At 62.7% G+C, this 13,641-nt stretch carries 14 protein-coding genes; 1 reads left to right on the top strand and 13 read right to left on the bottom strand.

Annotated features, from left to right (window positions below):
• Positions 1-10: 10 nt before the first annotated feature.
• The 11 genes from atpA to ACFPO9_RS26740 form a co-directional block, all read right to left on the bottom strand.
• Entirely contained in the window at positions 11-1,546 is a 1,536-nt protein-coding gene (atpA, locus tag ACFPO9_RS26790; RefSeq protein ID WP_379777321.1) for a F0F1 ATP synthase subunit alpha, read from the bottom strand.
• Positions 1,547-1,617: 71 nt separating this feature from the next.
• The gene (locus ACFPO9_RS26785; RefSeq protein WP_230025483.1) at positions 1,618-2,151 is read right to left on the bottom strand and encodes a F0F1 ATP synthase subunit delta; all 534 of its coding nucleotides are present in this window, start codon (positions 2,149-2,151) and stop codon (positions 1,618-1,620) included.
• A 2-nt stretch (positions 2,152-2,153) separates the two neighbouring features.
• The gene (locus tag ACFPO9_RS26780) at positions 2,154-2,624 is read right to left on the bottom strand and encodes a F0F1 ATP synthase subunit B (RefSeq protein WP_379777319.1); all 471 of its coding nucleotides are present in this window, start codon (positions 2,622-2,624) and stop codon (positions 2,154-2,156) included.
• 79 nt (positions 2,625-2,703) lie between these two features.
• Entirely contained in the window at positions 2,704-2,946 is a 243-nt protein-coding gene (gene atpE / locus ACFPO9_RS26775; protein WP_091665119.1) for a F0F1 ATP synthase subunit C, read from the bottom strand.
• 92 nt (positions 2,947-3,038) lie between these two features.
• Positions 3,039-3,872: a F0F1 ATP synthase subunit A gene (gene atpB, locus ACFPO9_RS26770; RefSeq protein ID WP_379777317.1), complete on the bottom strand. Its 834-nt coding sequence runs from the start codon at positions 3,870-3,872 to the stop codon at positions 3,039-3,041.
• Entirely contained in the window at positions 3,869-4,213 is a 345-nt protein-coding gene (locus ACFPO9_RS26765) for an ATP synthase subunit I (RefSeq protein ID WP_379777315.1), read from the bottom strand. The genes atpB and ACFPO9_RS26765 overlap by 4 nt, the downstream gene beginning before the upstream one ends.
• A 318-nt stretch (positions 4,214-4,531) precedes the next feature.
• On the bottom strand, positions 4,532-5,413 hold the full coding sequence (locus tag ACFPO9_RS26760; RefSeq protein WP_379777313.1) for a ParB/RepB/Spo0J family partition protein: 882 nt from the start codon (positions 5,411-5,413) through the stop codon (positions 4,532-4,534).
• Between the two features lie 30 nt (positions 5,414-5,443).
• Positions 5,444-6,214 (bottom strand): ParA family protein, encoded by a 771-nt coding sequence (locus ACFPO9_RS26755; protein ID WP_052234351.1) that lies wholly within the window; start codon positions 6,212-6,214, stop codon positions 5,444-5,446.
• Between the two features lie 116 nt (positions 6,215-6,330).
• Positions 6,331-6,978, bottom strand: coding sequence for a 16S rRNA (guanine(527)-N(7))-methyltransferase RsmG (rsmG, locus tag ACFPO9_RS26750; RefSeq protein WP_379777311.1), 648 nt, complete (start codon positions 6,976-6,978; stop codon positions 6,331-6,333).
• Entirely contained in the window at positions 6,975-8,933 is a 1,959-nt protein-coding gene (gene mnmG, locus ACFPO9_RS26745; protein ID WP_379777309.1) for a tRNA uridine-5-carboxymethylaminomethyl(34) synthesis enzyme MnmG, read from the bottom strand. The genes rsmG and mnmG overlap by 4 nt, the downstream gene beginning before the upstream one ends.
• A 719-nt stretch (positions 8,934-9,652) precedes the next feature.
• Positions 9,653-10,423: a TSUP family transporter gene (locus ACFPO9_RS26740; RefSeq protein WP_379777659.1), complete on the bottom strand. Its 771-nt coding sequence runs from the start codon at positions 10,421-10,423 to the stop codon at positions 9,653-9,655.
• A 100-nt stretch (positions 10,424-10,523) separates the two neighbouring features.
• Between ACFPO9_RS26740 and ACFPO9_RS26735 the strand changes: the two genes are divergently transcribed.
• The gene (locus ACFPO9_RS26735) at positions 10,524-11,693 is read left to right on the top strand and encodes an iron-containing alcohol dehydrogenase (protein WP_379777307.1); all 1,170 of its coding nucleotides are present in this window, start codon (positions 10,524-10,526) and stop codon (positions 11,691-11,693) included.
• Positions 11,694-11,712: 19 nt separating this feature from the next.
• On the opposite strand, the gene ACFPO9_RS26730 is transcribed toward ACFPO9_RS26735, so the two are convergent.
• Positions 11,713-12,552: an alpha/beta fold hydrolase gene (locus ACFPO9_RS26730; RefSeq protein ID WP_379777305.1), complete on the bottom strand. Its 840-nt coding sequence runs from the start codon at positions 12,550-12,552 to the stop codon at positions 11,713-11,715.
• Positions 12,553-12,583: 31 nt separating this feature from the next.
• Complete coding sequence (locus tag ACFPO9_RS26725) at positions 12,584-13,567, bottom strand: branched-chain amino acid ABC transporter permease (protein ID WP_379777303.1); 984 nt, start codon at positions 13,565-13,567, stop codon at positions 12,584-12,586.
• Positions 13,568-13,641 lie beyond the last annotated feature (74 nt).

Genomic DNA, 13,641 nt, shown 5'->3' with positions numbered 1-13,641 from the left:
AAAGCCGCGCTTAGAACGACTTCTTGAAGTCGGCGATGGCGGCGGCCAGCGCTGCTTCGCCGTCCTTGTCCAGGGCTTTGCTGTCGTCGATCTTCGACAGCAGCGCGCCGTGGCTGGACTTCAGGAAGTTGTGCAGACCGGCTTCGAAATCCAGCACGCGCTTGACTTCGATATCGTCGAAATAGCCCTTGTTGACGGCGAACAGCGAGGCAGCCATCAGCGAGATCGGCAGCGGCGAGTACTGCTTCTGCTTCAGCAGTTCGGTCACGCGCGCACCGCGGTCCAGCTGCTTGCGGGTCGACTCGTCCAGGTCCGATGCGAACTGCGCGAACGCAGCCAGCTCACGGTACTGCGCCAGGTCGGTACGGATACCGCCGGACAGGCCCTTGATGACCTTGGTCTGGGCGGCGCCACCGACGCGCGACACCGAGATACCGGCGTTGATCGCAGGACGGATACCGGCGTTGAACAGCGAGGTCTCCAGGAAGATCTGGCCGTCGGTAATCGAGATCACGTTGGTCGGCACGAAGGCCGAGACGTCGCCAGCCTGGGTTTCGATGATCGGCAGTGCGGTCAGCGAACCGGTCTTGCCGGTCACGGCGCCGTTGGTGAAGGCGGACACGTAGTCGGCGTTCACGCGAGCAGCACGCTCCAGCAGGCGGCTGTGCAGGTAGAACACGTCGCCCGGGTAAGCTTCGCGGCCCGGCGGACGGCGCAGCAGCAGCGAGATCTGGCGGTAAGCGACAGCCTGCTTCGACAGGTCGTCGTACACGATCAGCGCGTCTTCGCCGCGGTCGCGGAAGTATTCGCCCATCGCGCAGCCCGAGTAGGCCGAGATGTACTGCATGGCAGCCGATTCCGAAGCGGAAGCGGCGACGACGATGGTGTACTCCATCGCGCCATGCTCTTCCAGCGAGCGCACGATGTTCTTGATGGTCGAGGCCTTCTGGCCGATCGCCACGTACACGCAGGTCATGTTCTGACCCTTCTGGTTGATGATCGCATCGACTGCCACGGCCGACTTGCCGGTCTGGCGGTCGCCGATGATCAGCTCGCGCTGGCCACGGCCGATCGGCACCATCGCGTCGATCGACTTGATACCGGTCTGCATCGGCTGCGAGACGGATTCACGTGCGATCACGCCCGGGGCGATCTTTTCGATCGGGGCGGTCAGCGAGGCGGTGATCGGACCCTTGCCGTCGATCGGCTGGCCCAGGGCGTTGACGACGCGGCCCTTGAGTTCCGGACCAACCGGGACTTCCAGGATGCGGCCGGTGGTCTTGACGGTGTCGCCTTCCGAGATGTGCTCGTAAGCACCCAGGATCACGGCGCCGACCGAGTCACGCTCGAGGTTCATCGCCAGACCGAAGGTGTTACCCGGGAATTCCAGCATCTCGCCCTGCATCACGTCCGACAGACCATGGATGCGGCAGATACCGTCGGCGACGGAGATCACCGTGCCTTGGTTACGAACATCAGCCGAACCTTCGAGGCCCTGGATGCGGCTCTTGATCAGTTCGCTGATTTCAGACGAATTAAGTTGCATGAGTGCTAACTCCTAATAGTTTCTTGATGCGTAGGGCAAGGGCTTGGACGCGGTAGACGGTGCAAAGACCCTCAGGCCACCAGCGCGTTGTGCATTTGCTGCAGCTTCGCGCGGACCGAGGTATCCAGCACTTCGTCACCGACGACCACGCGCACACCACCAATCAGCGACGGATCGACTTCGACCGTGGGGTTGAGCTTGCGGCCAAATTTCTTTTCCAGCGCGGCGGCCAGCGCATTCACCTGGTCAGCCGACATCTCGAAGGCACTGTAGACGGTCGCGTCGGCGGCGCCGGCGGATGCGTTCTTCAGCTGGGTGAACTGCGCCGCGATTTCCGGCAGCAGGTTGATGCGGCCATTCTCGGACAGCATCGCGATGAAGTTTTTCGCTTCAGGGCTCAGGGGCGACTTGACCAGCGACGCAATCGTCTCGGCCAGCTGGGCCGGCGTGACGTTCGGATTGCCGGCAAAAGCCTGCATGTCCGGATTGGCGCCGATTTGCGCCAGTTCCGAGACGATGCCGGACCAGGCCGCCATGTCGCCGTTCTGGGCGACACGGAACAGCGCTTCGGCGTAAGGGCGGGCGACGGTTGCGAACTCAGCCATGATCAGAGCTCGGTCGACAGGCGGTTCAGCAGGTCGGCGTGGGCCGCTGCGTTCACTTCGCGCTTGAGGATCTGCTCGGCGCCGGCAACAGCCAGGGCAGCCACTTGGCCGCGCAGTTCTTCGCGCGCACGGGTCACCTGCTGCTCGGCGTCGGCGCGGGCGCCTTCGACGATGCGCGCAGCTTCCACGGCGGCGGTCTGCTTGGCTTCTTCGATGATCGCTGCAGCACGCTTTTCAGCGTCGGCGATGCGCTTGGCGCTTTCTTCGCGGGTCGTCGCCAGTTCGGCGGCGATGCGTTTTTCGGCAGCGGCCATTTCAGCCTTGCCACGGTCAGCCGCGGCCAGGCCGTTCGCGATCCTCTGGGCACGCTCGTCGAGCGCTTTCATCACCGGCGGCCACACGAATTTCATCGTGACGCCAACGAAGATGAAGAAGACCACGAACTGAACAAACAAGGTTGCGTTCAGATTCACGGTAAATTCCTTCTCACAAAAACGGATGCCGAACCGGGATAGGTTCGGCTCTTCAGATCACTTGTCGTGAAAAGCGTGATTAGCTGGTGAACGGCTTGGCGAACACGAACAGCATGGCGATACCGACACCGATCAGGAATGCCGCGTCGATCAGGCCAGCCAGCAGGAACATCTTGGTCTGCAGGGTGTTCATCAGCTCAGGCTGACGTGCCGAAGCTTCCAGGTATTTACCGCCCATGATCGCGATACCGATACATGCGCCAATAGCGCCCAGGCCGATGATCAGACCGCAAGCCAGTGCAACGAAAGAAACGTCAGTCATGAGATTTACTCCAAAAGATTAAAAATTAAAAAACCAGAAAAATTACAACTTCTTTACTACCACTATCTTGTTCGTTCTTGCGATCGCGTCGGTCAGTGGCTCTCGTGGGCCTGACCGATGTACACCAGCGTCAGCATCATGAAGATGAATGCCTGGAGGAGCACGATCAGGATGTGGAAGATTGCCCAGATCGAACCCGCAACGATATGGCCGAAGATGCCGAACACCGTGAACGTGGAACCAAGCAGTGCAATCAACAGGAACAGCAGCTCGCCGGCGTACATGTTGCCGAACAGTCGCATACCGAGCGACACGGTGCGGGCTGCGTATTCGATCATGTTCAACAGGAAGTTGAACGGAGCCATATAAATACCGAAGGGTGCGGCGAACAGTTCGTGGATCCAGCCGCCGATGCCTTTGATCTTGACGTTGTAGTACAGGACCACGGCCAGCACGCCCAGGGCGATGCCCATGGTGCCGTTCAGGTCGGCGGTCGGGACGATGCGGAAATGCGGCTCGCCCAGGCCCAGGACGCGGAACAGGCCGGCAAACAGGTCGACCGGCAGGAAGTCCAGGCAGTTCATCAGGAACACCCAGATGAACACGGTCAGTGCCAGCGGCGCGATGAATTTGCGGTCGCCATGGATGATCGACTTCGACTGGTCTTCGACCATTTCGACGACGGATTCAAGCATGCCCTGGAAGCGGCCCGGCACGCCGGAAGTCGCCTTGCGGGCGCCCAGCCACATGACGAACACGCCCAGCACGCCCATCGCGATCGACCAGAACACGGTGTCATAGTTGATGACACTGAAGTCGACGATGAAACCCTGGTGGATGTTGGTCAGGTGACCGAGGTGGTGCTGGATGTACTCTCCCGCGTTTGGCGCGTGCGCCGCGGCTTGTTCTACCGTTGGACTCGTCATTGTGAATGCCTAAATAATAAGATGATGTAACTTTTCAGCGCCACGATGAAGCCGACCAGCAGGGCCAGCCAATTCAGATCGTGGTACACCCGCGCCACGAGTACGAGCAGCGCCAGCGTCAAAGCAATCTTTACAAATTCCCAGATGAAAAATGTGGCAGGGTTGGCGCCGCCCGGCTTTTGCGTACCGGCGAACAGGCGCAGCGCCATGACACCGTTGGGAACGACACAACACAACCCGCCAAGTACCGCCGAAAACATCGCAGACCATCCCCCCAGCAGTCCGGCGATCACGCCAGCGACAACTGTTGCCATCATTTGCAGGGAGACCAGGCGCAGCATTGTTATTTTTCTTTCGCGCTAGCCGTCGTGGAACCGAGTTACGGTATGGTAATTACATGAATCAGCGGGATTATAAGGGCTTATGAATGCGGTAGTCAAACTCTTCCGTCCTTATATCGCGGGCTGGACGATGTAAAAACGACAAAGGAATTTGAGGGGAAACTGTTAAATTTCCTACGAAAATCTTCGTATGGCGGGCTACGCGACGGGATCTACCGGGAGTCCGCCATGTACATATACCGAGACATACCGGCGGGGTGAGGCGGAAGGCGCTGTGGACAAGTTGCCACTTGCCCACAGCTGCGAAACGGTGCCCCCTCAGCCGCGCAAGCGCGCCAGCACGCTGTCGAGCACGTCGAGGTCGGCAAAGTCGATGATCATCTGGCCCTTGCCCTTGTTACCCATCTTGAACACCACCGGGGTGGCCAGGCGATCCGACAGCTCTTCTTCGAGGCGCACGATGTCGCCCGACTTTTCCTTCTGGCGCGCGGTGGCCGCCGGCGCGTTCTGCTCCTCCAGCGTACGGGCCACCAGTTTTTCCGTTTCGCGCACCGACAGGCGTTTCGCGATCACATGGTTCGCCAGCGCGATCTGGCTGGCGGCGTCGACCGCCAGCAGGGCGCGCGCATGGCCCATGTCGATATCCCCTGCCATCAGCATGGTCTGCACCGGCTGGGCCAGGTTCACCAGGCGCAGCAGGTTGGACACCGCGCTGCGCGAGCGGCCGACCGCATTCGCCGCCTGCTCGTGGGTAAAGTCGAATTCCGAGATCAGGCGCGCGATGCCCTGCGCTTCTTCGAGCGGATTCAGGTCTTCGCGCTGGATGTTCTCGATCAGCGCCATCGCGGCCGCGTTCTGGTCGTCGACCTCGCGCACCAGCACCGGGATCTCTTCGAGGCCGGCCAGTTGCGCGGCGCGGAAGCGGCGTTCGCCGGCGATGATCTCATAGCCGATCTCACCTGTGCCGCTAATCGGACGCACCAGCACCGGCTGCATGATGCCCTGGCTCTTGATGGAGGCGGCCAGTTCCGACAGCGAGCCGTCGTCCATGCGCGTGCGCGGCTGGTACTTGCCGGCCTGGATGCGGGTCACCGCCAGGGTCGATGGGCTGCCGGCGGGCGTTTGGGGGGTGTCGTGGGCGTCGCCGCCGAGCAGGGCGTCGAGGCCGCGGCCGAGTCCCTTCAGTTTTTTCGTTGCCATGGTATTGGACTGATTTGTTATGTATGTGGATTACATGGTCTTGATGCGCTCGACCATCTCGGCGCCGAAGGCGATGTACGCCTGCGCGCCTTTCGACGATGGATCGAACACCACGCCCGGGATGCCGTAGGAGGGCGCTTCGGCCAGGCGCACGTTGCGCGGGATGATGGTCTTGAAGACCTTGTCGCCGAAGTGCTGCTCGAGCTGGGCCGAGACCTGCTGCGAGAGGGTCATGCGCGGATCGAACATCACGCGCAGCAGGCCGATGATGCGCAGGTCGTGGTTCAGGTTGGCGTGCACTTTCTTGATCGTGTTGACCAGGTCGGACAAGCCTTCCAGCGCGTAGTACTCGCACTGCATCGGGATGATCACGCCGTGCGCGCACACCAGGCCGTTCAGGGTCAGCATCGACAGCGCGGGCGGGCAGTCGATCAGGATGAAATCGTAATCGGCGTCGACCTTGGCGAGGGCGTCCTTCAGGCGGCGTTCGCGGTTGTCCAGCTCGACCATCTCGACTTCGGCGCCGGCCAGCTCGCGGTTCGCCGGCAGCACGTCGAAGCGCCCCGCTTCGCTGCGCAGTCGCGCGCTGGCGACGTCGGCCTCGCCCAGCAGCACCTGGTAGATCGAGGACGCCAGCCCGGCCTTGTTGATGCCGGCGCCCATGGTGGCGTTGCCCTGGGGGTCGAGGTCGACCAGCAGCACGCGCTGGTTCAGCTTGGCCAGCCCGGCGGACAGGTTGACGCTGGTGGTGGTCTTGCCGACCCCGCCCTTCTGGTTTGCTACGCAAAAAATTTTCGCCATGAATGCCTTTATAAAGCCATACCGTTAATACCATTAAAACGATTTATACTGTTTAGTCAGTAATACGGTATTAACTGTTTATATCGTTTAGCCTGTTGCGCGCTTTTTCTGCGCGGTTAGTCCGATTTCTGGATGAAAACCAGGTGGCGCTCCGCTCCCAGCCTGGGCACCTGCAGCGGCTCCACTTTCGTCACCGCCCATGCGGCCGGCAGCCTTTGCTGCTCGTCCTGCGGCGCCGTTCCTTTCAAGGCGATGTAGCTGCCCTGCTCCGCCAGCAGGTGCGAGGACCAGTTGACGAAATCCGACAGGTCGGCAAAAGCGCGCGAGGTGATGACGTCGAATTTGTCGCTCACTTCCAGTTCCTGCACCTTCATGGTGTGGATGCTGACGTTGGCCAGGCCTAGCTGCGCCTTCACCTGCGTAAGGAAGGCGGTCTTCTTGTGCACAGTGTCGATCATCGACACTTTCATGTCCGGCCGCACCACCGCCAGCACGATGCCGGGCAGGCCGCCGCCGGAACCGACGTCCAGCACGTTCTTTGCCGCGGCGAAGGCCGGCACCGCGGCCAGCGAATCGAGCAGGTGGTGGGTCACCATCTGCATCGGGTCGCGCAGCGAAGTCAGGTTGTAGACGGAATTCCACTTGAACATCAGGGCCAGGTAATCCAGCAGCTTTTCCTGCTGGGCCGGGGTGACCTCGAGCCCCATCTCGGCGATACCCTCGGCCAGCACTTGCGACAGGCTGTTGCGGTCGAAATTCTTCATTCGGCCAGCTCCTGCTTCGGCTCTTCGCCGCTGCTCTCCGTCGGCGCATTCGTAAAACCCTTGGCGCCGCGTTTTTTCAGGTGCACCAGCAGCAGCGAGATCGCCGCCGGGGTCACGCCGGAGATGCGCGAAGCCTGGCCCAGGGTCTCCGGACGCTGTTTATCCAGCTTCTGGCGGACCTCGATCGACAGCGCCACGATTTCCAGGTAGTTCAGGTTTTCCGGCAATTTGAGGTTTTCGTAGTAGTCGTGGCGCTCCACCTCGCGCGCCTGGCGGTCGATATAGCCGGCATACTTCAGCTGGATCTCGACCTGCTCCTTGACCGCCGGATCTTCCACGCCCGGGCCGGCGAGGGCCTGGCCCTCGTTGCCCTGCATGGTCATCAGCTTGTCGTACTCGACGCCCGGACGGCGCAGCAGATCCGCCAGGTTGTACTCGCGTTCGATGGCCTGGCCGAGCACGCGCTCGGATTCGGCCGCCGCCAGGATGCGCGGATTCACCCAGGTCGCGCGCAGGCGTTCCAGCTCCAGCGCGACCGATTCGCGCTTGCGCTCGAAGGCTTCCCACTGCGCATCGCCGACCACGCCCAGCTTGCGGCCGATCTCGGTCAGGCGCATGTCGGCATTGTCCTCGCGCAGCGACAGGCGGTATTCCGCGCGGCTGGTGAACATGCGGTAGGGCTCGGCCACGCCCTGGGTGGTGAGGTCGTCGACCAGCACGCCGAGGTAGGCTTCCGAGCGGCCCGGGGTCCAGGCTTCCTTGCCCTGGGTCTGCAGCGCGGCGTTGATACCGGCCAGCATGCCCTGCGCCGCCGCTTCTTCGTAGCCGGTGGTGCCGTTGATCTGGCCGGCAAAGAACAGGCCGCCAATCGCCTTTGTTTCCAGCGAAGCCTTCAGGCCGCGCGGGTCGAAATAATCGTATTCGATCGCATAGCCGGGACGCAGGATGAACGCATTTTCCAGGCCGCGCATCGAACGCACCAGGGCCAGCTGCACGTCGAAAGGCAGGCTTGTGGAAATCCCGTTCGGGTAGAACTCGTTGGTAGTAAGACCTTCCGGCTCGAGGAAGATCTGGTGCGATTCCTTCGAAGCGAAGCGGTGGATCTTGTCCTCGATCGAGGGGCAATAGCGCGGGCCGACGCCTTCGATGACGCCGGTGTACATCGGGCTGCGGTCGAGGCCGTTACGGATGATGTCGTGGGTTTGCGCATTCGTGTGCGTGACCCAGCACGGCACCTGCTTCGGGTGCATGGACACATTGCCCATGTACGAGAACACCGGCACCGGATCGAGGTCGCCCGGCTGTTCGGTCATGGCCGCGAAATCGATGCTGCGGCCGTCGATGCGCGGCGGCGTGCCGGTTTTCAGGCGGCCCTGCGGCAGTTTCAGTTCTTTCAGGCGCGCGGACAGCGAGACCGCTGCCGGGTCGCCGGCGCGGCCGGCCGTGTAGTTCTGCAGGCCGACGTGGATTTTCCCGTCAAGGAAAGTACCGGCCGTCAGCACCACGGCACGGGCGCGGAACTGCAGGCCGATCTGGGTCACGGCGCCAACCACGCGCTCGCCTTCGACCATCAGGTCGTCGACCGACTGCTGGAACAGCCACAGGTTCGGTTGGTTTTCCAGGCGCGAACGGATCGCGGCCTTGTACAGGACGCGGTCGGCCTGGGCGCGGGTGGCGCGCACGGCGGGGCCTTTCGATGAGTTCAGGATGCGGAACTGGATGCCGGCTTCGTCGGTGGCAATCGCCATCGCGCCGCCCATGGCATCGACTTCCTTGACCAGGTGGCCCTTGCCGATACCGCCGATCGACGGGTTGCAGGACATCGCCCCGAGGGTTTCGATGTTGTGAGTAAGCAATAGGGTCTTCTGACCCATGCGTGCAGACGCGAGTGCCGCTTCGGTGCCGGCATGGCCGCCGCCAACGACGATCACGTCGAATTCTGTCGGAAATAACATGATGGAATGTGCTGCGAGGAGAGTTAAGCAGGGATTATAGATTCTTTTTTCCGTGCGGCTTCGCTTGAGGGTCGAAAACGACAGAAAATTGTTTCACGTGGAACCAAACAGATGGCTTGCTGCCATGCTGCCAAAGGAAGCTCAGCGAAAGACGGGCCGCGCCACTGCTCGCCGCCGTACTCAAGGATGCACCCGTCGGCTGGCGCGCTGATCCGCAAAGCAGCGGCATCCAAATCACCGGTCGCGCCTGCCCTGCCAACTCGCGAGATGGCCGCCGCGCGCATCCGTGGCGACAAGCCCGATCCACTACTGGATCCCGCGAAGCAGCGCTCGGCATTGCCGGTAGCATGGCGCAAGGCACTCGGCGAGGACGATCGGAACAACCGCGAGGGCTACGACACGAACGCAGGGACCCAAGACAGGCTGCCCGATGGCCGCCTGTCTGATTCTCGGCTTCTGATATCGGCAAGCTGTTTCACGTCGGTCTTAAACAGCGCCGACGCTTATTGCGTGACGAATGCTTGCAGCGGTTATAGCGAGGGCAAGATCTACGCAATCCGAGCGAAACCCGGATCTGGATGGCCGCCGCTTTGCTCACACGTCGCCGATGAGCACTGGTATGTGCAAGGATATGGCAGGTGGCGGGCGCCTGCGAACCTAATAGGCCTGGTCGTGAAACGCAGACAGCCGACACAAGTCCAGCTGTTTCACGTGAAACACTACCAGCCGAGGTGTTTGAAGGAATCGTAGGCCGTCTTTACAATCAGCAAGGACACCACGATCAGGAACAGCTTGCGCACAAAACCGCTCCCGTGCTTCAGCGCGAGCCGTGTTCCGATCAGCGAGCCCATCACCTGGAACACCGCCATCACCGCCGCCAGCTTCCAGATCAGGTGGCCGCTGTAGCCGAACCAGATCAGGGCAGAGAAATTGCAGGCGACGTTGACGATCTTCGCCGCCACCGAGGCGCCGAGGAAATCGAAGCCGAAGAAGCGCACGAACATGAAAATCAGAAAACTGCCTGTGCCCGGGCCGAAGAAGCCGTCATAAAATCCGATGGCGGCGCCGACACCCATGGCCAGCAGGCGCTCGGTCATGCCGCTGTGCACCGGCGCATGTACCGAACCAAAATCCTTCTTTTTGAAGGTGTAGACGGCCACCGCCACCAGCACCAGGGGCAGCAGGCTGCGCACGAAATCGGCCGGTACACGGGTCACGGTCCAGGCGCCGACGAAGGCCAGCGCAAAAGCGGCGGCGGCGGCCGGTGCGGCGGTGCCCCATGCCACCGGCACCCGGCGCGCATATTTGACGGCCGCAACCGAGGTGCCGCAGATCGACGCCAGTTTATTTGTCCCGATCAGCGTCGCCGGCACTTCCTTCGGGAACACGGCAAAGATCGCCGGGATCTGGATCAGCCCTCCCCCTCCCACCACAGCATCGACGAGACCGGCAAGAAAGGCCGCGCAGGCCAGGAGGACGAGGTCGAACATGGGAACAAATGCACTTGGAGGGAAACCGCCATTGTACGGTAACGAAACCCGGCGGCTGATGTAAGCTTGAGAAAACACAACATCATCCGGAGACGCCACGATGAACACCCTTACCCCCGCATTCGGCTTCAGCACCGTGTCCAGCATCGTGTCCGAACCCGGCGCTTCGCTGCGGCTGGGGACACTCGTCGCCGAGCGTTTCCCGGGCGTGCGGCGGGTGCTGGTGGTGACCGATCCAGGCTTCCTGCGCACTGGCCTGGCCGAGCCGCCGCGTGCCAGCCTCGAGCGCCACGGCATGACCGTGAGCGTCTACGCGGATGTGCTGGCCGATCCGCCCGAGGCCGTGGTCGAGGCGGCAGCAAGCTTCGCCCGCAAGCAGGGCAGCGAGCTCATCATCGGCCTGGGTGGCGGCAGCTCGATGGACGTGGCCAAGCTGGTCGCCGTGCTGGCCGCTGGCGATCAGCCGCTGGCGCAGATGTATGGCATCGGCAAGGTCGGCGGACAGCGCCTGCCGCTGGTCCAGGTGCCGACCACCGCCGGCACCGGCTCCGAGGTCACGAACATCGCGATCGTCACCACCGGCGAGACCACCAAGATGGGTGTCGTGTCTTCCCAGTTGTATGCGGACCTGGCCGTGCTGGACGCCAGCCTGACGGTCGGCCTGCCGCCGGTGGTCACCGCCGCCACCGGCATCGACGCCATGGTGCATGCGATCGAAGCCTATACCAGCCGGCACAAGAAAAACCCGCTGTCGGACATGCTGGCGCGCCAGGCGCTGTCCCTGCTGTCGGCGAATATCGTCAAGGCCTGCGAGAACGGCCACGACCTCGATGCGAGACAAGCCATGTTGCTGGGCGCCTGCCTGGCCGGGCAGGCGTTCTCGAACGCGCCAGTGGCGGCGGTGCACGCGCTGGCCTATCCGATCGGCGGCATTTTTCACGTCGCGCACGGGCTGTCGAACTCCCTGGTCTTGCCGCACGTGCTGCGTTTCAACTTGCCGGCGGCCAGCGGCCATTACGCGGAACTGGCCGGCATCGTCGTGCCGCACGCCAGCGGCAGCGAAGAGGCGCGGGCCCAGGCCTTGATTGTTGCAATGCAACAGATCGCCAAGATCACGGGTGTGGAGACGAGCTTGCAGCAGGTCGGCATCGTCGAGCGCGACCTCGACCGCCTGGCCGACGATGCGATGCTGCAGACCCGGCTGCTGGGAAATAACCCGCGCGCGCTGACGCGGGAGGATGTGCGCGCGATTTACGCGGCCGCGCTTTGAACAGCTTCCGTCGTCCCCGCTAGAAAGTACTTTGCGGCTTCTTGGTCCCAAGGAAATCCAGCAGCAGCGTATTCACCTTGTCGTGCGCCGTCAGCTGCAGCCAGTGGTCGGCGTCGTGGATGCGTTCGAAGCGAAATTCGCCGTCCACATAATGGGCGGAGTCGCGCATCTGCTTCTCGCCCAGGGCCGGGTCGCGGTCGCTCCAGATGCCCATCACCGGCAGTTTTACGCGCGGGTAGGATTGCGGCAGCGCCAGCTTCAGGTTGGCCCGATAATAGTTCAGCGCCGCCGTCAGGCGCCCCGGCGGGTCGAGCTCGCGCTTCCAGAGCTCGGCCTGGCCCGGCTCGCTGCTGAACTGGCGCAGCGCGAACCAGTCGGCCGCCCGCAGCGTGTGCTCGGCAATGCCCGGCATGCAGAACATCGGAATATAGCTCAGGCGCATGTGCTGCAGGATGCCGGCGCGGGCGATCGCCATCGGGTGGCCGGCCGACAGGGCCACGAAGCGCTCGATGCGCGTGGGCACCATCGACGCCAGTTGCCAGCCGATCAGGCTGCCCCAGTCGTGGCCGACCAGGTGCACCTTGTCGATCTTGAGCGCGTCCAGCAGGCCGAGAATGTCGGCCCGGATCTTGTCCAGGGTGTAATCGAGCACGTGGGGCGGCGCATCGGTGCGGCCGTAGCCGCGCAGGTCGGGGGCGATGACCCGGAAACCGGCGCCGGCCAGCACCGGCACCTGCTTGCGCCAGACGAGATGGGTATCGGGAAAACCGTGCAGCAGCAGGATGACCGGTCCCTGCCCGGTCGAGGTGGCGTGCATGTGGATGCCGTTGGTGTTCACCATCAGGGATTCGTCGACCATGGCCACCTCCGTATTTGAGCGCCTGACGCTCTTAGCTCGCTGTCCCCTTGCGCCTGGCGGCATCGAAGACCGCCGCGATTTCACCGACGATGCCGCGCCGGAACAGCAGCACGCATGCGACAAAGATCAGCCCGGTGACGATGCCCACCGATTCGCCCAGGGATGCGAACCATTCTACATGGGTCTTCTCGGCGAGGAAGTTCCCTAGGTCGCCGAGCTTGTTTTCCAGGGCGACCACCAGGAAGGCGCCGAGGATCGGTCCCGCCAGCGTCCCCATGCCGCCGACCAGGGTCATCAGGATGACGAGGCCGGACATGGTCCAATGCACGTCGGTCAAGGTCTCGAAGCCCAGTACGACCGTCTTTAAAGCCCCTGCAAGGCCCGCCAGGGCCGCGGAGAGCACGAAGGCGAGCAGCTTGACCCTGTCGACCTCATAGCCCAGGGAAATGGCTCTGGGCTCGTTTTCCTTGATCGCCTTGAGCACCTGGCCGAAAGGAGAGTGGACGATGCGCACGATCAGCGCGAAGCCGGCCACGAACAGCGCCAGCACCACGTAGTACATCGTCAGGTCGTGGCCCAGGTCGAGCACACCCAGCAGTTTCCCGCGCGGCACGCCTTGTAAACCATCCTCGCCATGCGTGAACGGCGCGCGCAGGGCGCCGAAGTAGACCATCTGGGCCAAGGCGAGGGTGATCATCGAAAAATAAATGCCCTGGCGGCGGATCGCGAGCAGGCCCATCACCAGGCCGACGGCGGCGGCGGCCAGTACGCCGAGCACGATGCCGGCTTCGAAGGGCAGTCCCAGCGTCGTCAAGGCGTAGCCGGCCACATAGCCGGCGCCGCCGAAGAAGGCGGCATGGCCGAAGGACAGCAGGCCGGTATAGCCGATCAGGAGGTTGAAGGCGCAGGCGAACAGCCCGAAGCACAGCAGCTTCATCAGGAATACCGGGTAGCCGACGAAGGGCGCGGCGACGGCAAGCGCCAGGGCGATCAAATAGCCGAGTTTCCTATTCATAATTCCTTTCTTAAAGGGCCTCGAAAACCGTAGCGAGCATCGCAGGCCAACAATGCAACGCGCAGTAGGTTTGC

It is taken from the genome of Massilia aerilata, from assembly GCF_042656905.1.
Taxonomy (GTDB): Bacteria; Pseudomonadota; Gammaproteobacteria; order Burkholderiales; family Burkholderiaceae_D; genus Telluria; species Telluria aerilata.
Note: the sequence above shows the minus strand (reverse complement) of the source record. Positions and strands in the feature narration are given on the sequence as shown.

Excerpts from the sequence above, each read along its gene's own strand:
- atpA (WP_379777321.1), bottom strand. The coding sequence starts at position 1,546 with ATGCAACTTAATTCGTCTGAAATCAGCGAACTGATCAAGAGCCGCATC.
- ACFPO9_RS26785 (WP_230025483.1), bottom strand. The coding sequence starts at position 2,151 with ATGGCTGAGTTCGCAACCGTCGCCCGCCCTTACGCCGAAGCGCTGTTC.
- atpE (WP_091665119.1), bottom strand. The coding sequence starts at position 2,946 with ATGACTGACGTTTCTTTCGTTGCACTGGCTTGCGGTCTGATCATCGGC.
- atpB (WP_379777317.1), bottom strand. The coding sequence starts at position 3,872 with ATGACGAGTCCAACGGTAGAACAAGCCGCGGCGCACGCGCCAAACGCG.
- ACFPO9_RS26765 (WP_379777315.1), bottom strand. The coding sequence starts at position 4,213 with ATGCTGCGCCTGGTCTCCCTGCAAATGATGGCAACAGTTGTCGCTGGC.
- ACFPO9_RS26760 (WP_379777313.1), bottom strand. The coding sequence starts at position 5,413 with ATGGCAACGAAAAAACTGAAGGGACTCGGCCGCGGCCTCGACGCCCTG.
- ACFPO9_RS26755 (WP_052234351.1), bottom strand. The coding sequence starts at position 6,214 with ATGGCGAAAATTTTTTGCGTAGCAAACCAGAAGGGCGGGGTCGGCAAG.
- rsmG (WP_379777311.1), bottom strand. The coding sequence starts at position 6,978 with ATGAAGAATTTCGACCGCAACAGCCTGTCGCAAGTGCTGGCCGAGGGT.
- mnmG (WP_379777309.1), bottom strand. The coding sequence starts at position 8,933 with ATGTTATTTCCGACAGAATTCGACGTGATCGTCGTTGGCGGCGGCCAT.
- ACFPO9_RS26740 (WP_379777659.1), bottom strand. The coding sequence starts at position 10,423 with ATGTTCGACCTCGTCCTCCTGGCCTGCGCGGCCTTTCTTGCCGGTCTC.
- ACFPO9_RS26735 (WP_379777307.1), top strand. The coding sequence starts at position 10,524 with ATGAACACCCTTACCCCCGCATTCGGCTTCAGCACCGTGTCCAGCATC.
- ACFPO9_RS26730 (WP_379777305.1), bottom strand. The coding sequence starts at position 12,552 with ATGGTCGACGAATCCCTGATGGTGAACACCAACGGCATCCACATGCAC.
- ACFPO9_RS26725 (WP_379777303.1), bottom strand. The coding sequence starts at position 13,567 with ATGAATAGGAAACTCGGCTATTTGATCGCCCTGGCGCTTGCCGTCGCC.